The sequence below is a fragment of the Pantoea sp. SYBGC1 genome (assembly GCF_057197005.1).
Genome location: NZ_JBXUNM010000008.1, coordinates 148,784 through 169,390, shown reverse-complemented (window position 1 = coordinate 169,390; position 20,607 = coordinate 148,784). Strand labels below are relative to the sequence as shown.

16 protein-coding genes are annotated in these 20,607 nt (G+C 57.8%); 12 read left to right on the top strand and 4 right to left on the bottom strand.

Annotated features, from left to right (window positions below; translation table 11 throughout):
* Nucleotides 1-466: 466 nt before the first annotated feature.
* The 3 genes from tal to ampH all read left to right on the top strand — a co-directional run bounded on the left by tal (nt 467) and on the right by ampH (nt 4,806).
* Nucleotides 467-1,417 carry a transaldolase gene (gene tal, locus AC2CF9_RS14265; RefSeq protein ID WP_484557297.1) on the top strand — a complete coding sequence of 317 codons (951 nt, stop codon included), beginning with the start codon at nt 467-469 and terminating at the stop codon, nt 1,415-1,417.
* Nucleotides 1,418-1,485: 68 nt separating this feature from the next.
* Nucleotides 1,486-3,495, top strand: a complete 2,010-nt coding sequence (gene tkt / locus AC2CF9_RS14260; RefSeq protein ID WP_039379483.1) for a transketolase — start codon at nt 1,486-1,488, stop codon at nt 3,493-3,495.
* Nucleotides 3,496-3,636: 141 nt separating this feature from the next.
* Complete coding sequence (gene ampH / locus AC2CF9_RS14255; protein ID WP_484557296.1) at nt 3,637-4,806, top strand: D-alanyl-D-alanine-carboxypeptidase/endopeptidase AmpH; 1,170 nt, start codon at nt 3,637-3,639, stop codon at nt 4,804-4,806.
* Nucleotides 4,807-4,821: 15 nt separating this feature from the next.
* Here the strand turns inward: ampH and AC2CF9_RS14250 are convergent, their stop codons facing one another.
* On the bottom strand, nt 4,822-5,874 hold the full coding sequence (locus AC2CF9_RS14250; protein ID WP_484557295.1) for a DUF1176 domain-containing protein: 1,053 nt from the start codon (nt 5,872-5,874) through the stop codon (nt 4,822-4,824).
* Nucleotides 5,875-6,364: 490 nt separating this feature from the next.
* Between AC2CF9_RS14250 and AC2CF9_RS14245 the strand changes: the two genes are divergently transcribed.
* From AC2CF9_RS14245 to AC2CF9_RS14210, 8 genes are read left to right on the top strand one after another with little or no spacing between them, the layout of a single operon-like run.
* Nucleotides 6,365-7,195, top strand: coding sequence for a DeoR/GlpR family DNA-binding transcription regulator (locus tag AC2CF9_RS14245; protein WP_150018189.1), 831 nt, complete (start codon nt 6,365-6,367; stop codon nt 7,193-7,195).
* A gap of 12 nt (nt 7,196-7,207) precedes the next feature.
* A complete protein-coding gene (locus AC2CF9_RS14240; protein WP_039379493.1) occupies nt 7,208-8,191 on the top strand; it encodes a substrate-binding domain-containing protein in 984 nt (327 codons plus the stop codon).
* A gap of 1 nt (nt 8,192) precedes the next feature.
* Entirely contained in the window at nt 8,193-9,698 is a 1,506-nt protein-coding gene (locus AC2CF9_RS14235; RefSeq protein WP_039379496.1) for a sugar ABC transporter ATP-binding protein, read from the top strand.
* Nucleotides 9,691-10,680 carry an ABC transporter permease gene (locus AC2CF9_RS14230; RefSeq protein WP_039379498.1) on the top strand — a complete coding sequence of 330 codons (990 nt, stop codon included), beginning with the start codon at nt 9,691-9,693 and terminating at the stop codon, nt 10,678-10,680. The genes AC2CF9_RS14235 and AC2CF9_RS14230 overlap by 8 nt, the downstream gene beginning before the upstream one ends.
* Before the next feature lie 15 nt (nt 10,681-10,695).
* On the top strand, nt 10,696-11,745 hold the full coding sequence (locus AC2CF9_RS14225; protein ID WP_150018200.1) for an ABC transporter permease: 1,050 nt from the start codon (nt 10,696-10,698) through the stop codon (nt 11,743-11,745).
* Nucleotides 11,745-12,437, top strand: coding sequence for a D-allulose 6-phosphate 3-epimerase (gene alsE, locus AC2CF9_RS14220; RefSeq protein WP_150018199.1), 693 nt, complete (start codon nt 11,745-11,747; stop codon nt 12,435-12,437). The genes AC2CF9_RS14225 and alsE overlap by 1 nt, the downstream gene beginning before the upstream one ends.
* Nucleotides 12,434-13,327, top strand: coding sequence for an allose kinase (gene alsK, locus AC2CF9_RS14215; RefSeq protein ID WP_150018188.1), 894 nt, complete (start codon nt 12,434-12,436; stop codon nt 13,325-13,327). Before alsE ends, alsK begins: the two co-directional genes overlap by 4 nt.
* The gene (locus AC2CF9_RS14210; protein WP_039379505.1) at nt 13,327-14,289 is read left to right on the top strand and encodes a ribokinase; all 963 of its coding nucleotides are present in this window, start codon (nt 13,327-13,329) and stop codon (nt 14,287-14,289) included. The genes alsK and AC2CF9_RS14210 overlap by 1 nt, the downstream gene beginning before the upstream one ends.
* Nucleotides 14,290-14,351: 62 nt before the next feature.
* Here AC2CF9_RS14210 and nudK read toward each other — a convergent pair whose 3' ends face one another.
* The 3 genes from nudK to AC2CF9_RS14195 all read right to left on the bottom strand — a co-directional run bounded on the left by nudK (nt 14,352) and on the right by AC2CF9_RS14195 (nt 17,151).
* The gene (gene nudK, locus AC2CF9_RS14205; RefSeq protein ID WP_150018187.1) at nt 14,352-14,930 is read right to left on the bottom strand and encodes a GDP-mannose pyrophosphatase NudK; all 579 of its coding nucleotides are present in this window, start codon (nt 14,928-14,930) and stop codon (nt 14,352-14,354) included.
* 133 nt (nt 14,931-15,063) lie between these two features.
* A complete protein-coding gene (ansP, locus tag AC2CF9_RS14200; RefSeq protein ID WP_039379509.1) occupies nt 15,064-16,566 on the bottom strand; it encodes an L-asparagine permease in 1,503 nt (500 codons plus the stop codon).
* A gap of 312 nt (nt 16,567-16,878) precedes the next feature.
* Nucleotides 16,879-17,151, bottom strand: coding sequence for a YdgH/BhsA/McbA family protein (locus tag AC2CF9_RS14195; protein WP_484557294.1), 273 nt, complete (start codon nt 17,149-17,151; stop codon nt 16,879-16,881).
* A gap of 331 nt (nt 17,152-17,482) precedes the next feature.
* On the opposite strand from AC2CF9_RS14195, the gene acrD reads away from it, so the two are divergent.
* Nucleotides 17,483-20,599 carry a multidrug efflux RND transporter permease AcrD gene (gene acrD / locus AC2CF9_RS14190; RefSeq protein ID WP_484557293.1) on the top strand — a complete coding sequence of 1,039 codons (3,117 nt, stop codon included), beginning with the start codon at nt 17,483-17,485 and terminating at the stop codon, nt 20,597-20,599.
* Nucleotides 20,600-20,607: the final 8 nt, after the last annotated feature.

Here is a 20,607-nt window from a genome sequence, read left to right as displayed (position 1 = left end):
GCGGACGGGGCTGGCGCAGGGCCGGGGAGTGCAGAGGGCGCGGCCAGGCGTCCTCTGCCCGGTCGCCGTGCCGGGGCGGAGGCTGCCGCCGCAGCTGACGGCGAACGGAACCGGCGCTTAATCTGCGCCCCGCAGCTGACGGCGAACGGAACCGGCGCTTAATCTGCGCCCCGCAGCTGACGGCAAACGGAACCGCCGCTTAACATGCGCCCTGCCGTATCTGACAACGAACTTACCGCCTCGCCTGCATCTCCGGCGCAAGCTGCTATGCTTGAAGATGGCAAAACATGGCTGAACCGATTACGCCGCCTCTCTCTCCGCCACGCCATAATCAGAGAAAACGCATTTTAATCAGCGGGCGTCTGTAGCACTGTGTGGAACCACTATTCCCAGCAAAGGGCGCAGACAAGGCGACGGTTGCCCGGCATTCTTTTGCCCACAATATTGCTAATCAAGGAGTTAAGCGATGAACCAGCTAGACGCACTAAAACAGTTCACCACCGTGGTGGCGGACAGTGGCGATATCGAATCCATTCGTCATTACAATCCGGAAGATGCCACTACCAACCCTTCTCTGATCCTGAAAGCTGCCGGTCTTGACGCTTATAAACACCTGATTGATGACGCCATCGACTATGCGAAAAAGCAGGGTGGCAGTAAAGAGACGCAGATTATCAACGCCAGCGACAAAGTGGCTGTCAACCTCGGCATGGAAATCCTGAAAAGCGTGCCGGGCCGCGTTTCAACTGAAGTTGACGCCCGCCTCTCTTTCGATCGCGGTATGTGCGTAACCAAAGCGGAAAAGCTGGTACGCCTGTATGAAGAGCACGGTATCGACCGCTCACGTATTCTTATCAAGCTCGCCTCAACCTGGGAAGGGATCAAAGCGGCTGAAGAGCTGGAGAAAAACGGTATTAAGTGCAACCTGACGCTGCTGTTCTCCTTTGCACAGGCGCGCGCCTGCGCCGAAGCGGGCGTCTATCTGATCTCGCCTTTTGTGGGCCGCATTTACGACTGGTACAACACGCGCAAGCCGATGGACCCCTATGTGGTGGATGAAGATCCGGGCGTGAAATCTGTGCGTCGCATCTATGACTACTATAAAAAGCATCGCTACAGCACGGTGATCATGGGCGCCAGCTTCCGCAAAGTTGAGCAGATTCTGGCTCTGGCGGGCTGCGATCGTCTGACTCTCTCCCCTAACCTGCTGGAAGAGCTGGCGAACAGCGATGCGCAGGTTGAGCGCAAGCTGGAACCTTCTACCGAAGGTTTCCATCAGCCTTCCCCGCTGTCAGAAGCGGAGTTCCGCTGGGAGCACAACCAGGATCCGATGGCGGTTGAAAAACTCTCTGAAGGTATCCGCCAGTTCGCCGTTGACCAGCAGAAACTGGAAGATGTGCTGGCAGCACGCCTCTGATTGCACCACCGTTGAGTGCGGGCGAGCCGAGGCGGACCCGCTGATGCTTCACTACAAGGGAGAACCCTATGTCTTCACGCAGAGAGTTGGCTAACGCGATTCGCGCGTTGAGTATGGATGCGGTACAGAAAGCAAATTCCGGTCACCCAGGTATGCCGATGGGCATGGCCGATATCGCGGAAGTGTTATGGCGCGACTTCCTGAAACATAACCCCACTAACCCGGCCTGGGCCGATCGCGACCGCTTTATCCTTTCTAACGGCCACGGCTCAATGCTGCTCTATAGCCTGCTGCATCTCAGCGGTTACGATCTGCCGATGGAAGAGCTGAAAAACTTCCGTCAGCTGCATTCAAAAACGCCGGGACATCCGGAAATTGGCTATACGCCAGGCGTCGAAACCACCACCGGCCCGCTCGGCCAGGGTCTGGCGAATGCGGTGGGTCTGGCGATTGCTGAGCGTACGCTGGCCGCGCAGTTCAACCAGCCAGGACACGATATTGTCGACCACTTCACCTATGTGTTTATGGGTGACGGCTGCCTGATGGAGGGTATCTCGCACGAGGTCTGTTCGCTGGCGGGCACGCTGGGGCTCGGCAAGCTGATCGGCTTTTACGATCACAACGGCATTTCTATCGATGGTGAGACCGAAGGCTGGTTCACCGACGATACGCATAAACGCTTTGAGTCCTACAACTGGCACGTGATCGGCAGCGCTGAAGGCATTGATGGTCACGACGCCGACGCCGTTGCCGCCGCGATTAAAGAGGCGCAGAGCGTCACCGATAAGCCATCGCTGATTATCTGCCGCACTACCATCGGCTTTGGTTCGCCAAACAAGGCGGGCAAAGAGGAGTCGCACGGTGCCGCGCTGGGCGATGAAGAGATTGCGCTGACGCGTAAGCAGCTCGGCTGGAACTACGCGCCGTTTGAAATCCCGCAGGATATCTATCAGCAGTGGGATGCAAAAGAAGCGGGTTCCGCGCACGAAAAAGCCTGGGATGAGAAATTTGCCGCTTACCAGCAGGCGCATCCGCAGCTGGCGCAGGAGTTTAGCCGTCGTCTTAACGGCGAAATGCCGGCAGAGTGGGAAAGTCAAACCGCTGACTTTATCCGCGACCTGCAGGCGAATCCGCAGAAAATCGCCAGCCGCAAGGCGTCACAAAATACGCTGGAAGCCTTTGGCAAATTGCTGCCGGAATTCCTGGGCGGATCGGCTGACCTGGCACCGAGTAACCTCACCATCTGGTCAGGCTCAAAATCGATCAAAGAGGATGCGGCCGGGAACTATATCCACTACGGCGTGCGTGAGTTCGGGATGACCGCGATTGCAAACGGCATTGCGCATCATGGCGGCTTTGTTCCTTATACCGCAACCTTCCTGATGTTTGTTGAGTACGCGCGTAACGCCGCACGTATGGCTGCGCTGATGAAAGCGCGCCAGATCATGGTCTATACCCATGACTCTATCGGCCTGGGCGAAGATGGCCCGACGCACCAGCCGGTCGAGCAGCTGGCGAGCCTGCGTCTGACGCCTAACTTCAGCACCTGGCGTCCGTGCGATCAGGTCGAAACCGCAGTGGCATGGAAAGCAGCCGTTGAGCGTCATCACGGCCCGACCGCGCTGATCCTCTCCCGTCAGAACCTGCTGCAGCCCGAGCGCAGCCAGGCGCAGGTCGAAAATATCGCGCGCGGCGGCTATATCCTGAAGGATTGCGATGGCACGCCGGATGTGATTCTGATCGCCACCGGTTCAGAAGTGGAGATCACGCTGGGAGCGGAAGCCAAACTCAGCGCGGATGGCCACAAGGTCCGGGTCGTCTCACTGCCCAGCACCGATGTGTTCGACAAGCAGGATAGCGCCTACCGCGAATCTGTGCTGCCCACCACCGTACGCGCCCGCGTCGCGGTTGAAGCAGGTATTGCAGACTACTGGTACAAATATGTCGGCATCGACGGCAAAATCGTCGGCATGACCACCTTTGGTGAATCTGCGCCGGCCGGCAAGCTGTTCCCGGCCTTCGGCTTTACCGTTGAAAACGTGGTAAGCCAGGCAGAATCGCTGCTGAAACCAGCATAAGCCCCGCGGCCCTCTCCCAATAACGGTGAGGGCCGTTTTTTTTTGCACTTTCTATACAAAAAAACGCGTTTTCCCCTTCCCGCTCTGCGCAAACTGATTACTATAGGTTTTCTTCCGATCCTGATAGCGGACGCACTCCCGTTGAAAAAACCGACTTCATTTTTACTGGCCCTGATGGTCTCCGTGCTGCCTGTCAGCGGTATGGCACAGGTATCACCAGACCCCCTGCTGGCATCGCAGATTGTCGATCGCTATGCCGAACATATTTTTTACGCCAGCGGTGCAACCGGCATGGCGCTGGTCGCTATCGACGGCAATCAGCGCGTCTTTACCAGCTTTGGCGAAACCCGCCCCGGTAATAATGTCCGGCCGCAGCAGGACTCCGTTATCCGCATCGCTTCACTCAGCAAGCTGATGACCAGCGAAGTGATGGTGAAAATGGCCGAGCGCGGGCAGATCCGCCTGGATGACCCGCTCAGCCGCTACGCCCCGCCGGGGGCGCGCGTTCCGGCCTATAACGGCCAGTCGATCCGTCTGATCAACCTCGCCACCCACACCGGCTCGCTGCCGCGCGAACAGCCCGGCGGTAAACCGCACCGTCCGGTGTTTGTCTGGCCAACTAAAAGCGATCGCTGGCAGTGGCTGGGCAACGCCACGCTGAAAGCCGCGCCCGGCACTCAGGCGGCCTACTCCAACCTCGGGTTTGACCTGCTGGCTGACGCGCTGGCGAAAGCGGGCGGCACGCCCTATCCGGCGCTGCTGCAGCGGTTAGTCACGCGCCCGCTGGGGATGAAGGACACCACCTTTACACCCTCACCGGACCAGTGCCAGCGCCTGATGGTGCCGGAAAAAGGTGCCAGCCCCTGTAATAACACGCTGGCGGCGATCGGCAGCGGCGGCGTCTACTCCACTCCTGATGATATGGCGCGCTGGATGCAGCAGTTTCTCGACTCAGCGGTAAGCCACCGCACGCCGCAGATCGATCGCCTGCAGACGCTGATCTACCGGCGCGATCAGCTGACCAAAGTGGAAGGGATGGATGTCCCCGGACGTGCCGATGCGCTGGGTATGGGCTGGGTCTATATGGCTCCCAAGGCGGGCCGGCCCGGTATCATCCAGAAAACCGGCGGTGCCGGCGGCTTCATTACCTATATGGCGATGATTCCGCAGCATAATCTTGGCGTGTTTGTGGTCGTCACCCGTTCACCGCTCAGCCGCTTTACGCCCATGAGCGATGGCGTAAATAATCTGCTGGCAGAGCTGGCGGGCAACAAGACGGGTTCGCCGATGATGATCGGCGCGATCCCCTGAAATCCGGATAGTCGCTCAGTGCGCCGGCTGGCTTACCCACAGCGTGGGCCAGTCGTCGCTGCTGTGCCAGGCGTCGCAGATCTGCTCTTCCGCATATTCCGCCAGAACAAACGCGCTGCCATCAAACTGCCAGCGTGTTGCCGTACCGCAATCACCCAGCCCGCGATTTTTACTGAAGGTATAGAGCAGGCCATTACTGGCATCAAACTCGGCGTTCACCAGCTCCAGCTGCGTGTCGCTGCGCGCGGGGGGAGTAAAAGGCAGATTCAGCGTCAGCCCGCGTGATACGTAGGGCTGGCTGCGCGTCACTTCAAACGCCAGATCGATAACGTTATAGGCACCGGTTTCACAGCTGACCAGCAGCAGCGCTTTGCTGTCGGTCAGCGGCGCAACGCTCACCTCGCGCCGGAGCGGATCCAGCGAGCAGTTATCGGTAGTGATGCGCCAGGTTCCATAGTCGATCAGTCCGCTGGTCTCCTCCTGCGTCAGCGGCGCGGGCGGCGGGCCTGATGACGGCAGCGATGGCAGCGATGGCGGTGGCGGGAGATCCCACTGCGCTCCACGTCTGACCCATGCGCTGGTCCCGTTTACGCGCCCCTGCACATCATCCATCAGCAGCAGCGCCGCTTTCAGGCCGCGCAGCGGAACCACCGCTTTGGCCTGGTATGTCAGCTGCAGCGTACTCGCGTCCAGCGTCTGTCCCAGAAACTCATCAATCGCGATAGCGTTGCTGGTAGCAAGATGATGCGGCTCAACCGTCCAGTGTTTAAGGTCGGGCTTCAGGCGACGCTGATCCAGCAGCAGGTTATCTTTCAGCGGGCCACCCGGCAGCGCGCCGGTATAGGCGCTGCCGTAATCGATACGCAGCAGCGGGCGATCGTCGACGCCGGCGTGGCGCGACAGCGTCATCACCAGACCATTGTCGCCGGGAAAGCTGCGCGCCACGCAAAAAGCCGCATTGTTACAGGTGAGCTGCCAGTCAGAAAAAGACTTCTGCAGAGGTTCAGCCTGCACGCTGGCGCTGGCTGCCAGAGAGCTCAAGAGCAGTGACTTTATCCAATACGACATTAACAACCCGGTCCCCGAATTCCTTGAAAGAAAATCATAGCGCACTGCGTGCGTTATCAGCAGGCTGGAAGTGTGAAGCGGCCTGAAAAGCAGCATTAACTGCTTATTAAATCAGCGATTCATCATCGTACGGACAGGTTGTGCGCTGCGTTCCTATCATCCACTGCGCCTGACAGTGGCTCAATCAGATTTCCCCGACTATCAGGGCGGAGTCTGAAACGGTCAATCCCGCACAAACGGTCATAAACAGTCATGCTATGGTAGCTATGGATTAATAAGCTGGTGATCGGATCTGTTTTAACTGTGACGCTTCAGGGGTTAATTATGTGAGACATATCAACATTGCATGCAAATAACCGTTAATCATTACATTGATAACCGAACTTATATCACTCAATAACGGGCCTCTTTTTTTGCCACCGTGGACTCCTGCCCAGTCCACATTTTCCCGTGCCCGCTTCCAGTAATTTATAGCCATCGGAGGATAAGTATGTTGCCGATTGAGAGACAACAAAGAATTATTAACGAACTTAATATAAATGGCCGCGTAATTGTCTCAGAGCTGGTCACGCTATGTCAGGTTTCGCAGGAAACCATACGGCGCGACTTAAGTCAGCTGGAAAAAAGAGGATTATTACAGCGCAGTCATGGTGGTGCTGTTCCGGTAAAAAAACAGAACGCCAGCACTCCGGGAAATAACAGAGCTGGCAGAGAAAACGAATTATCTTTTCGGCAGCGTATTAATGAGCATGTCGATGCAAAAATGAGCATTGCCAAGCGCGCGCTCGATTTTATTACGCCGGGTGACTGTATTTTACTCGATAGCAGTACCACCTGCTGGTATCTGGCGCGCCAGCTGCCCGATATTGAGTTAACCGTGCTAACCAATTCGCTACGCATCGTGCAGACGCTGGCAGCGCGCGGCAGCATTCGCACTATCTGCCTTGGCGGAGAATATTCTGACCGCGATGAGGATTTTCACGGCGTAGTGGCTGAGCAGCCGCTGCGTGAATTTCAGATTAATAAGATCTTTTTTTCCTGTAGCAGTTTGGGTAATGACGGATATTTACGGGAAGGCAATGAGAATAACGCGCATTTAAAACAACAAATGTTGCTGGCCGCTGAAAGAAAACATCTGTTACTGGATGGCAGTAAATTTATGCGCCCCTCATTTGCCCGTGTTTGTCACTACCGTGATGTCGATTTTCTGATAACTGACCAATTAAAAGATAAAGAGCTGGAGCAGGAACTGGCGTGGAATGGCGTTAACGTCATTGTCTGTTCTCAGCGTCATCAGTCCATGCAGCTAATTAAAAATTAACCAGGAGTCTGTATGAAAAAACATCTTATCGCCTGTTCTCTGCTTGCCCTGTTTGCCGCCACCGGCGCGCAGGCCGCTGATAAATTACGCATGGGTATCGTCGTTAAAATCGGGGGGATCCCCTGGTTTAATGCCATGGAAGCGGGCATTAAAAGTGAGGCGGCGAAGCGCGGCATCGATGCATGGATGGTAGGCCCTACCGCTGCCGACCCGGCGCTGCAGGTGCGCGCCATTGAAGATTTGATTGCGCAGAAAGTCGACATCATCGGCGTGGTGCCTAACGATCCGAAAGTGCTGGAGCCGGTGCTGAAACGGGCGCGGGACGCCGGTATCGAAGTGATTACGCATGAGTCTCCTGGCCAGCAGGGTGCCAACTGGGATTTTGAGCTGGTTGACGCCGCCACCCACGGAATCAATCACATGAAAGCGCTGGCGAAGTGCATGCATGACGAAGGCAAATACGCCATGTACGTGGGCAGCTTGACCGTACCGCTGCATCAGCAGTGGACCGACGCCGCGCTCAATTATCAGAAAGAGCACTATCCCAACATGCAGCTGGTTACCGACAAATTTGGCGTCGGCGAATCGCTGGATGACTCCATCCGTACCACCAATGAGCTGATGTCTAAATATCCCGATCTGAAAGGGATTATGGCGTTTGGTTCACAGGGGCCGATTGGTGCCGGGCGTGCCGTTATGAACCGCAAAAAAATTGACCAGGTTTGCGTCATCGGCTCTTTCAGTCCGGGCCAGGGTGCCTCGCTGGTGCAGCGTAACGCTATTAAAGGCGGCTACATCTGGAATCCGGAAACCGCAGGTGAAGTCTTTGTGCGTATTGCCGACATGATGCAGAAGAAAGAGCCGATCACCGACGGTATGACGATTGAAGGACTCGGCAAAGTCAAAGTGGATGAAGCGACGCATACCATTCTCGGCAACAACACAGAGAGTCTGGATAAAGACAACCTGCCAAAACTGGTAAAAATGGGGCTCTGATATGCAAGAGGTCATTCCACAGACGCTAATTGCGCTCGAGAATCTGTCGAAAACATTTGGTGGCAACCGCGCGCTGAGCGATATCTCCCTGACCTTACTGGCAGGCGAAGTGCACTGTCTCGCTGGCACCAACGGCTGTGGCAAGAGCACCCTGATCAAAGTTATCTCCGGGGTGCACGCCCCGGACAGCGGCAGCCATATTACGCTGGGCGATGGCCCGGCGCTGCCGCGACTGACCACGCAACAGGCGCGTGATTTCGGTATTCAGGTCATCTATCAGGACCTGTCGCTGTTCCCCAACCTGAGCGTGGCGGAGAACATCGCGTTTGAGCATAACCTTAATGGCCTGCTGCGCTGGCACCGCAGCGCACGCCTGCGTGAAAGCGCGCGCAGCATTATAACCGAGCTGAAATTTGACCTCGATCTGGATGCGAAAGTCGCGGCGCTCTCAATTGCCCAGCGCCAGCAGGTCGCGATCTGCCGCGCGCTGGTCGCCGATGCGCGCCTGGTGATCATGGATGAGCCAACCGCCTCGCTGACCCGTACCGAGGTTAATCAGCTGCTGCGCACCGTGCGCTATCTGAAAGATAAAAATATCTGCGTGGTCTTTGTCAGCCACCGGCTCGATGAGGTGCTGGAGATCTCCGACCGCGTCACGGTGATCCGCGACGGCCGCAAAATGGGCTGCTGGCCCGCCCGGGAGATGACGCCACATCATCTGACCGAGTTGATGACCGGTCTGAAGCTCGACTATCAGCTGAAAGCGCCGACGCGCAACAGCGAGCGCGTGATCCTGGAGATAGATAATCTCACCCGCGCCGGTCAGTACCGTGACGTCAGCTTTAAACTTTACGAGGGTGAAGTACTGGGCCTATGCGGCCTGCTCGGCTCCGGACGTACCGAGCTGGCGCTGTCGCTGTTTGGTATGACGCGTCCCGACAGCGGCAAAATCTGGCTCGACAGCAAACCGGTCCGCTTCCGCGGTCATGAAGATGCGATCAAAGCCGGCATTGGCTATGTGTCGGAAGATCGCCTGACGCTGGGGCTGGTGCAGCAGCAGTCGGTGGCCGACAACATGGTGCTGCCGATCCTCGACAAACTGCAGAACCGCTTTCACCTGATCGATGAGTATCGCAAAAACAAACTGATCCTGCAGTGGATCCAGCAGCTCGGCGTGCGCGTTGCCGATCCGAACCTCGCCATCTCCACCCTCTCCGGCGGCAATCAGCAAAAAATTGTGCTGGCAAAGTGGGTTCTGACGCAGCCGCGTATTCTGATCCTCGATTCGCCTACCGTTGGCGTGGACGTCGGCGCCAAAGCCAGCATCTATCAGCTGATCCATGAGCTGGCGAAAGAGGGACTGTCGATCATCCTGATCTCTGATGAGGTGCCGGAGGTCTGGTACAACTGCGACCGTATCCTGCACTTCCGCGATGGCACCATTCATGCCGAATATCAACCCGATAGCGTCGAGCAGCAGCAGCTGGCGGAGGTGATCAATGCCTGATTTTTCCCGTTTACGTCCGCACTCCAGCCAGGGCTGGCTCGCCTGGGTGCTGCTGGCGTTCATTCTGTTTTTCTCTGTGACCAGCGATCAGTTTCTTACCGTACAGAACCTGCTGGATCTGGCGGAGAGCTACGCGGTCACCGGTATCTTTGCGCTGGGCCTGTTTGTAGTGCTGGTGACCGGCGGAATCGATATCTCTTTTGCCGCTGTTGCCTCAGTGGTGCAGTACCTGCTTGCATCCCTGTTTGTGCAGTTTCAGTTTGATAACGCGCTGCTCAGCATCGTGCTGGCGATCGTGTGCGGCACGCTGTTTGGCGTAATCAATGCGCTGCTGATCACTACGCTGCGGGTGGTCTCCATCATCATCACGATCAGCATGCAGTCACTGCTGTTCGGCCTGCTGATGTGGGTGACCGGCGGCCGCAGCCTCTATTCGCTGCCGGAGTGGTGGATCACCCTGCGTAACGTGCTGCCGTTCAGCTGGCAGGGCGAGAGCTTTCAGGTCGGCTTACCGCTGGCCACCATGCTGATCATTGCCGCGGCCACCGCACTGCTGCTGAACAAAACCAACCTCGGGCGCCAGCTTTATGCGGTGGGTGGCGACGCTGAGTCTGCGCGACGTATCGGCATTCGCGTCGGCCTGATCCACGTTTTTGCCTACGGCTGGCTGGGCGCAATGGCGGCGGTTGGCGGCCTGGTACAGGTCTATCGTATGGGAGAAGTGGTGCCTAATGCGCTGGTTGGCGGCGAGCTTGATGTGCTGGCGGCAACGGTGCTGGGCGGCGCCAGTCTGATGGGCGGTAAAGGCACGGTCAGCGGCACGCTGATGGGGGTCTTCCTGATCGCCATCCTGAAGAACGGTCTTAACCTGGTGGGCGTGTCGAACTACTTCATGAACATCGTGGTAGGCGGCGTCATCATGATCGCGATCGCCGTAACGCACTACAAAAAACGCAAAGAAACTGATGTCAGTTTCGTGTGACTGAGGGCATTGATGATGAAATCACTGACTGCACTGCGCCCTGACGGCACCAACCTTGGTCTGATGCTGCTTATCGCGCTGGCGCTGGCGACCTTTACGCTGATGCTGCCGGGTCGCTTCCTGACCGACTCCACCTTTATGAGCATGGCGTTTCAGCTGCCGGAGCTGGGATTACTCACGCTGGCGATGTTTATCGCCATTCTCAGCGGCGGCCTGAATCTCGCCATTATCGCCACCGCCAACCTGACCGCGCTGTTTATCGCCTGGACGCTGATGAGCGCTCTGCCCGCCGGTGCCGGAATGGCGCTGCAGCTGCTGTGGCTGTTTATCGCCATCATCGGCGCCATGCTGATTGCCGCCGCCATCGGCGTCGTCACCGGCCTGATGGTGACGCGCATCGGCGCGCATCCGATTCTGGTGACGCTGGCAACGATGATGACGCTGAACGGGATCGGTATCTGGCTGACTAAAGGCGCGGCCGTCAGCGGCATGCCTCCGGTGGTACAGGCGCTGGGCGCTAATACGCTGCTGGGGATGCCGCTGCCGCTCTGGGTGTTTCTCATCGCCGCCGCGCTGCTGGCGCTGTTCCTCGGTAAAACCCGTGCCGGCAAATGTATCTATATGGGCGGCAGCAACATCAACGCGACCTGGTTTAGCGGCATTAACACCCACCGCATGGTGATGCTGGTTTACGTGATCTCCAGCCTGCTCTGCGTGCTGGCGGGCCTGATTATGATGGCGCGCTTTAACTCCGCGCGCATGGGCTACGGCGACGCCTACCTGCTGCTGACGGTGCTGGCGATTATCCTCGGCGGCACCGACCCCAACGGCGGCTTTGGTCGCGTCACCGGCGTCGTGCTGGCGCTGATTGCGCTGCAGGTGCTCTCAACCGGCTTCAACCTGATGAATATCAGCCAGCACGTCAGTCTGGCGATGTGGGGTGCGGTGCTGATTGTGGTACTCGCCTTTAAACAACTCAAAACCCGACTCAACGAACACCGTGCGGTAAAGCTCAGCAAGCTGGCCGCGGTGCTTAATCCTCTGACTGAAAAGAAGGAAGTATGATGCGTATTCAAATCTCCCCGTCACTGATGTGTATGAACCTGATGGAGATCAAGCACCAGCTGCAGGTTCTCGATTCGCGCGCTGACTTTCTTCACGTGGATATCATGGATGGTCACTACGTTAAAAACATCACGCTCTCCCCTTTCTTTATTGAACAGATCCGGCCTTATACCCGCGTGGCCATTGATGTGCACCTGATGGTGGAAGAGCCGACCGATTTTATTGAGGCGGTCGCCAGAGCGGGCGCTGACTATATCTGCCCGCACGCAGAAACCATTAACCGCGACGCCTTCCGCGTGATCAATCTGATCCGCAGTTTTGGTAAAAAAGTGGGGGTGGTGCTGAATCCCGCCACGCCGGTCTCCTTTATCCAGCACTATATTCACCTGCTGGATAAAATTACCGTGATGACAGTGGATCCTGGCTACGCCGGTCAGCCCTTTATTCCGGAGATGGTGGAGAAAGTGCGCGAGCTGAAAGCGCTTAAACAGCAGCACGGTTATCACTATCTGGTTGAGATTGACGGCTCCTGCAACACCCGCACCTATAACCAGCTGATTGGGGCCGGTGCAGAAGTGCTGATTGTCGGCACATCCGGCCTGTTCAATATTCATGATGATCTGGCGACCGCGTGGGAGATGATGCGCGACAGCATTGATGAAGCCCAGGGGCTGACGCAGGTGTCCGCATGAAACCACGCTGGCTCGGTATCGACATCGGCGGCACCGGTACGCGGCTGCAGCTGATGGAAGAAGGAGGCGTCTGGAGCAGCTTTCGCAAAGTCGCCACCGCCAGCTGGGCGCAGCAGCCCGACGCGCTGCTGGCGCTTGCTCAGCTCATCCGCGACACGCTGGAGCAGCAGCCGGTAAGCGGCATTATGCTGGGTCTGCCGGGTATTCTCAGCCGCGACCGGCAGCAGGTGATTTCGCTGCCCTTTATTCAGGCGCTGGATGGCCAGCCGGTCGCGGCGCGCCTCACCGCGCTGCTTGGCGTGCCGGTGGCGATGGACAAAGATGTGAACCATCTGATGCTGTGGGATCTGCTGCAGCTGGAGCAGCTGCCGGACAACGCCGTGGGTCTCTATCCCGGCACCGGTATGGGCAACAGCCTGTGGCTCAACGGTGGCTTTTATCACGGCGAGCATGGCGGTGCCGGCGAGCTGGGGCATATTCCGGTGGCGGGCAATGCCCTGCCCTGCCCGTGCGGCAACCACGGCTGTGCAGAAACGCTGACGTCGGGCCACTGGCTGAGCCGCTGGGCGGCACAGAACGCCGCCGATACGCCGATGCCGGCGCTGTTTACCCGCCACGGCGAACAGCCGGAGCTGCAGGCGTTTGTCCGGCGGCTGGCTGAACTTATCGCGACCGAAATGAATATTCTCGATCCGGAGTACCTGATCCTCGGGGGCGGCGTACTGGCGATGGCTGATTTTCCGCTGGCGCAGCTGCGCAGCCAGATCCAGCAGCATCTGCGGCCACCGGTTACCCGTGAAAATCTGAAGATTATCTTCAGCCACTCAACCGACTACACGGGCTGCCGCGGTGCCTGTCTCGCCGCCGCACGCCTGTTCAGGAGCGTATGATGAAAGGAAAAGTGTGTGTTTTCGGTTCCTTTAATCTCGACATCGTGGCGGTGATGCGCCGCTTTCCGCTGCCGGGTGAGTCGCTGACGGCGCATCACAGTATGATGGGCGCAGGCGGCAAAGGGGCTAATCAGGCCACGGCGGCGCTGCGCGCAGGTGCGCGGGTGCACTACATCGGCAAAGTAGGCAATGACGATTTTGGCCTGTTTGCCCGCCGTCATCTGGAAAAGACCGGATTCGATGCCATTACGCTGTTTACCTGTAAAGAGAAGCCGACCGGCAATGCGCTGATTTACGTCGCGGGCGACGACGCGGAGAATATGATTTCAGTCTATCCCGGCGCCAATACCACCGTGACCGCAGCCGAAGTGACGCGCTGCCAGCCTACGGTCGCCGCTGCCGATATTCTGCTGGTGCAGCTGGAGAATAATCTCAGCGCTATCCAGCGTATGATCGATAACGCCCGCGCCAGCGGCACCTTTGTCATTCTTAACCCGGCACCGTGGCAGAAGATCGGCGATGCGCTGCTGGCAAAGGTCGATTTGCTGACGCCGAACAGCACCGAAGCGACCCAGCTCAGCGGCGTAACGGTAACCGATTTCGCCAGCGCGCGCCGTGCCGCCGATGTGCTGCACCGTAAAGGCGCGCGCCAGGTCATTATTACGCTCGGCATGGCGGGAGCCCTGCTCTCAACGCCCGACCGGCAGCAGCGTATTCCGCTTTTTCCGGCGCAGCCGCGCGACACCACCGGCGCGGGTGACGCATTTAACGGTGCGCTTGCCGCGCGTCTCGCCTCAGGCGACGATCTGCCGCAGGCGGCGCGGTTTGCTGCAGCGTTTGCCTCGCTCTGCGTCGAGCGCGCTGGCGCAGCCGACTCAATGCCCTCCTACGCCGAGGCGCTGGCGCGACTGCAGGCGCATCCGGAGTGCGTGGTCGGGGAGATAGAGAACGCGGTGGCGTAACTGAAAGGCTGGCAGAGCTATTCAGCCATGCAGGCCGCAGAGGGCGCATCACAGCGCCCTGATTACGCCTTCAGCCAGCCGGCAAGCTGCGCATGCTGCAGCAGCATCATGGTTTTACCGTCACAGATGCGCCCATCTTTTACCATCGCCAGCGCCTGCGGAAACGACAGCTCCAGCACGGTTATCGCTTCATCTTCAACGCCACCGCCGCTGTTAGCACGCATCGCTTCACTATATTCTGCAGCAAAGAAGTGGATCAGTTCCGTAACGCCGCCGGGTGACATGTAGGCGGCAAAGAGTTTCTCAACCTTCCCCACCTGATAGCCCGTCTCCTCAATCGCCTCTTTACGGATGCAATCTTCGGGCGTGTCATCGTCCAGCAGTCCGGCGCAGGCTTCAATCAGCTCACCGCTTTCGTTACCGTTAACGTAAGTGGCAATGCGAAACTGACGGGTCAGCACCACGCTGTTTTTTTCACGATTGTAGAGCAGTATGGTTGCGCCGTTACCGCGATCGTATACTTCACGCTTGTGCTGTACTACCTCGCCATTGCTGCGGGTCAGTTCGTAGGTGTAATTGCGCAGTACAAACCAGTTTTCAGACAGGATTTTATTTTTAATGACGTTGATAGTGAATGCCATGAGCGCTCCGCTGCTTTGCTGAGAGAGGCTGAAATAATAGGCGGCAGCGGCGGGAAAAACTATCTGAATTACCTGCGCAGCGGCGGGTAAAAAAAAACGGGAGCCAGGCTCCCGTTACGCTACAGAAAAAGGTTTAGCGTCCGCTTTCGTCCGCCAGCTGCGGTGACGCATCGCTGCTCTCATCCGCGTGCACCTCATGCTCTTTCATCGCCTCTGCCTGGACGCGCTTGCGCACGCCAAACCAGCCAAGCACCAGCAGTACGGCGATCAGAGGAATAGAAGCGATGGTATAGGTGCCGTTAGGGTAGTCGAACGCCATCAGCACCAGCACGCTGAGCAGGAACAGCAGCGTCAGCCAGGAGGTGAACGGCGCCCACGGCAGCTTAAAGCTGACATCTTCAGCCTTGCCCTCTTTGATCGCTTTGCGCAGACGCATCTGGCAGACCACGATAAAGCCCCAGGAAGAGATGATCCCCAGCGAGGCAACGTTCAGGACAATCTCGAACACCTGCGACGGCACGTAGTAGTTCAGCACCACGCCAACGATGTAAACCGCAACCGTGACCAGGATACCGGCATACGGCACCTGCTGCTTGCTCATCTTCGACATAAACTGCGGCGCTGAGCCGCCCATCGACATGGAGCGCAGAATACGACCGGTTGAATAGAGGCCGGAGTTCAGGCTGGAGAGCGCTGCGCTCAGTACCACAATGTTCATAATACTGCCGACATAGGGAACGCCCAGCTTTGAGAAGAAGGTCACAAACGGACTCTGTCCCGCCTGGTAGGCATTCCACGGCAGCAGCAGCACCAGCAGCACCACGGAACCCACATAAAACAGGCCAATACGCCAGATCACGCTGTTGATCGCTTTCGGCAGCATGGTTTTAGGATCTTTGCACTCGCCGGCCGCAGTTCCCACCAGCTCAATCGAGGCAAAGGCAAACACCACCCCCTGCACCAGCACCAGCGCGGCCATCAGGCCATGCGGGAAGAGACCGCCGTTGTCGGTGATCAGATGGAAGCCGGTCGCGTTGCCATCGAGCGGTTTGCCGGTACCGAGAAACACCACGCCAACAATCAGGAAGATCACAATGGCCAGTACTTTGACCAGCGCAAACCAGAACTCCATTTCGGCGAACCATTTAACGCCGATCATGTTCATGGTGCCGACAATGGCCAGCGCGCCAAGCGCAAATACCCACTGCGGTACGTCGCCAAACGCGCCCCAGTAATGCATATAAAGCGCCACCGCGGTGATATCGACAATCCCGGTCATCGCCCAGTTAACGAAATACATCCAGCCCGCTACATAAGACGCTTTTTCCCCGAGGAATTCACGCGCATAGGAGACAAAGCTGCCGCTTGAGGGGCGATGCAGTACCAGTTCGCCCAGCGCACGGAGAATAAAGAAAGAGAAGATGCCGCACACCAGATAGACCAGTGCCAGCGCCGGACCTGCCAGCTGCAGGCGTGCGCCTGCGCCGAGGAACAGACCGGTGCCGATAGCCCCGCCGATGGCGATCATTTGTACCTGTCGGTTACCCATCGCTTTGTGGTAACCGGTATCGTGAGAGTTCAGCCAGCGTCTTCTCGCAGCACGCTGTTCGTCGGGCGTTTTTTTAGTATGTTTCATAGCTTTCCTGTTTGTCCTGACCATCAATCACCGGCTGACCAATCGTTTGCGCCCGCGGTGCGAAATGGAGTAAAAAACCGGTGCACGGGCAGTGGAACGATGCGCGTGGCGACCCGGGAAATTACGGCGATGAATCCTACCCGTTCTGCATGAACGAAGCAAAATATACTGGCTGGACGCACGATCTGATTTGTAAGAATCGGTCGTGACGCACAAAAAAAACCGGTCAGCAGCGTGACCGGTCAGGATGGCGTCAGAAAAGCAGGAATTCGGGCCGGAAGATGCGCGACTGCGCAGCTCCCGGGTAACGCATCAGCGATAGATTTCCGCGCTGCCGTTCCAGAGGCTGGAGTCGCCAGGATTCTGTGCGCCAATAACGCGAAAGTGTGTGGCGCCCATCTCTTCAGCTTTTTGCGACAGCTGGCGGGTGGCGTCATCCAGCGTGCCGCGCACGCCGCTGACCGATACGGTGCCTGCAGGCTGCATGTTTTGGGCATCCGCCGCGCTCAGCGGCGTAGCAGCCAGCGTGGAAAAACTTACGGTGGCAAGCAGGGCCGCACCAAAGAGGGTAATAGCTCGTTTCATAAGGATCTCCTGAGTGGCAGAAAATAGCGGGTGACAGGAGAAGTATTGGCAAGCCTGTGCAAACCAGGCCTGGCGGTCGGTAAATCTGTTTAATGTTTAGCCAGATTAATGTCTGTATTGCCGGGAAAGGTAAAGCAGCACGGCACCGGTTCCGCCGTCCGGCCGCGCAATATTTACATTTCTTCCATAATTACTCCACGTTTCTCTGATTTACACCGCGTAAAGTAGAGCGGGCAGGCGTCTGCAGAGTGTGCCCGCCCCGCCTGCCAGCGCGCCAGCCGTGCGCTGTTCACATAATAATGACAAGCTGCCGCTAAGGAGTAACAGAGTTATGTCGGACTTTTTTATCGACCGCCCGGTATTTGCCTGGGTTCTGGCGATTTTACTCTGTCTGTGCGGCACGCTGGCTATCACCTCGCTTCCGGTTGAACAGTACCCGGATCTCGCCCCGCCTAACGTCCGGATCACGGCCAATTATCCCGGCGCCTCTGCCCAGACGCTGGAGAATACCGTTACGCAGGTTATCGAACAGAATATGACCGGCATCGATAACCTGATGTATATGTCCTCAAACAGCAGCAATACCGGCCAGGTGCAAATTACGCTAACCTTTCTCGCCGGTACCGATCCCGATGAGGCGCGTCAGCAGGTGCAGAACCAGCTGCAGAGCGCGCTGCGCAAACTTCCGGCCGCCGTTCAGGCGCAGGGAGTTAACGTTAATAAAACCGGCGACAGCAACATGCTGATGATTGCGTTTGTCTCCACCGATGGCAGCATGGATAAGCAGGATATTGCTGATTACGTTGCCAGTAACATCCAGGATCCGCTCAGCCGTATCGATGGCGTCGGTCAGGTGGATGCCTATGGGTCACAGTACGCTATGCGTATCTGGCTCGATCCCGTCAAACTGACGCGCTATGCGCTCACGACCGCCGATATCATACAGGCGATTGAGTCGCAAAATACCCAGGTCGCCGTCGGCCAGGTCGGCGGATTGCCGTCGGTAGAGAAGCAGGCGCTGAATGCCACGGTTAACGCGCAGTCTATGCTGCAGACGCCGGAGCAGTTTCGCGCCATTACCTTAAAAAGCAGCGGCAGCGGTGCAGTTGTCACGCTGGGTGATGTTGCCAGCATCGCCATGGGCGCAGAGAAATATGACTACCTGAGTCGCTATAACGGTCAGCCCGCATCAGGCCTGGGGGTTAAGCTGGCTTCCGGCGCGAATGAGATGAATACTGACCGGCTGGTCCGCGCCCGCGTCGCGGAGCTGGCGCACTATTTCCCCCCCGGCCTGGAAGCGAAAATTGCGTTTGAAACCACGCCTTTTGTTAAAGCCTCAATAAAAGATGTCGTCAAAACGCTGCTGGAAGCGATCCTGCTGGTATTTCTGGTGATGTATCTCTTTCTGCAGAATTTTCGCGCCACGCTGATCCCCACTATTGCGGTGCCGGTGGTGCTGCTGGGCACGTTTACCGTGCTCTATGTCTGCGGCTTCAGTATTAATACCCTGACCATGTTTGCCGTCGTGCTGGCCATTGGCCTGCTGGTTGATGATGCGATCGTGGTCGTGGAAAACGTTGAGCGCATCATGAGCGAGGAGGGATTATCGCCACGCGCTGCCACGCGCAAGTCAATGGGGCAGATACAGGGTGCGCTGGTAGGCATTGCGCTGGTTCTCTCCGCGGTCTTTGTCCCGATGGCCTTTTTTGGTGGCACGGTGGGCGCCATTTATCGCCAGTTCTCCATTACGATTGTCTCCGCTATGGTGCTGTCGGTACTGGTGGCGATGATCCTGACGCCCGCGCTCTGCGCCACGCTGCTTAAGCCGCTGAAACAGGGTGAACAGCACGGTCAGCGCGGATTTTTCGGCTGGTTTAACCGCGCGTTTAACGCCAGCACTCAGCGCTACGAACGGGGCGTTGCGCGACTGCTGCGCCAGAGTGGCCGCTGGATGCTGCTCTATGCCGCACTGATCGGTCTGATGGCTTTTCTGTTCTTGCGGCTGCCGACCTCTTTTCTGCCGCTGGAAGATCGCGGCGTATTTATGACGCAGATTCAGCTGCCGCCGGGTTCAACGCTGCAGCAGACCTCCCGCGTGGTTGAGAAAGTTGAACGTTACTACCTTACGGCGGAAAAAGAGAACGTCACGTCCGTGTTTGCCACCATTGGCTCCGGGCCTGGCGGCAACGGCCAGAATGTGGCGCGGCTGTTTGTCCGCCTCACGCCCTGGGATCAGCGCCCCGGTGACGACCGCACCTCTTTTGCCATTATTGAACGCGCCACCCGCGCATTTACCGCGATTGCTGAAGCGCGCGTGGTCGCCAGCAGCCCCCCGGCCATCAGCGGCATGGGCAGCTCATCGGGCTTTGATCTGCAGCTGCAGGATCACAGCGGTATCGGGCACACGCAGATGATGGCGATGCGCGATAAGCTGCTGGCGCTGGCGTCAGCCGACCCGGCGCTGTCGCGCGTGCGGCATAATGGCCTGGATGACACGCCACAGCTGCAGATCGATATCGATCAGCGCAAAGCGCAGGCGCTCGGCGTCTCGCTGGATACCATCAATCAGACCCTCTCTACCGCCTGGGGATCGACCTATGTGAATGATTTTCTCGATCGCGGCCGGGTTAAAAAGGTCTATGTGCAGTCGGCACCGGAGTTTCGCATGCTGCCCGGCGATATCAATAAATGGTACGTGCGCAACAGCAGCGGCGGCATGGTGCCCTTCTCTGCGTTTGCCACCAGCCGCTGGGAAACCGGCTCACCGCGGCTGGAACGCTATAACGGCTACGCCTCGCTGGAAATTGTTGGCGAAGCGGCCAGCGGCGTCAGCAGCGGAACCGCTATGGATGAGATGGAGAAGCTGGTGGCGCAGCTGCCGCTCGGGGTAGGTTTTCAGTGGACCGGCGCATCTTATCAGGAACGATTATCCGGTGCACAGGCCCCGGCGCTCTATGCTATTTCGCTGTTGGTGGTGTTTTTGTGTCTCGCTGCGCTTTATGAAAGCTGGTCTATTCCCTTTTCGGTAATGCTGGTTGTGCCGCTGGGTGTTGTCGGTGCTCTGCTGGCAACATGGCTGCGCGGACTCGAAAACGATGTCTATTTTCAGGTCGGGCTGCTGACGGTGATTGGGCTTTCGGCGAAAAACGCGATTCTGATTGTGGAGTTTGCCAATGAGATCAACAGCAAAGGTCGTGAGCTAAAGGAGGCCACTCTCGAAGCCGCGCGGCAGCGCCTGCGTCCGATATTAATGACTTCGCTTGCCTTTATGTTTGGCGTCCTGCCGATGGCGATCAGCAGCGGCGCGGGTTCAGGCAGCCAGCACGCGGTAGGAACCGGCGTTCTGGGCGGTATGCTGACCGCCACGCTGCTGGCTATTTTCTTTGTACCCCTGTTCTTTGTGCTGGTCCGGCGTCGCTTTCCGCTGCGTGAGAAACCGCACGATTAGCCGGCATG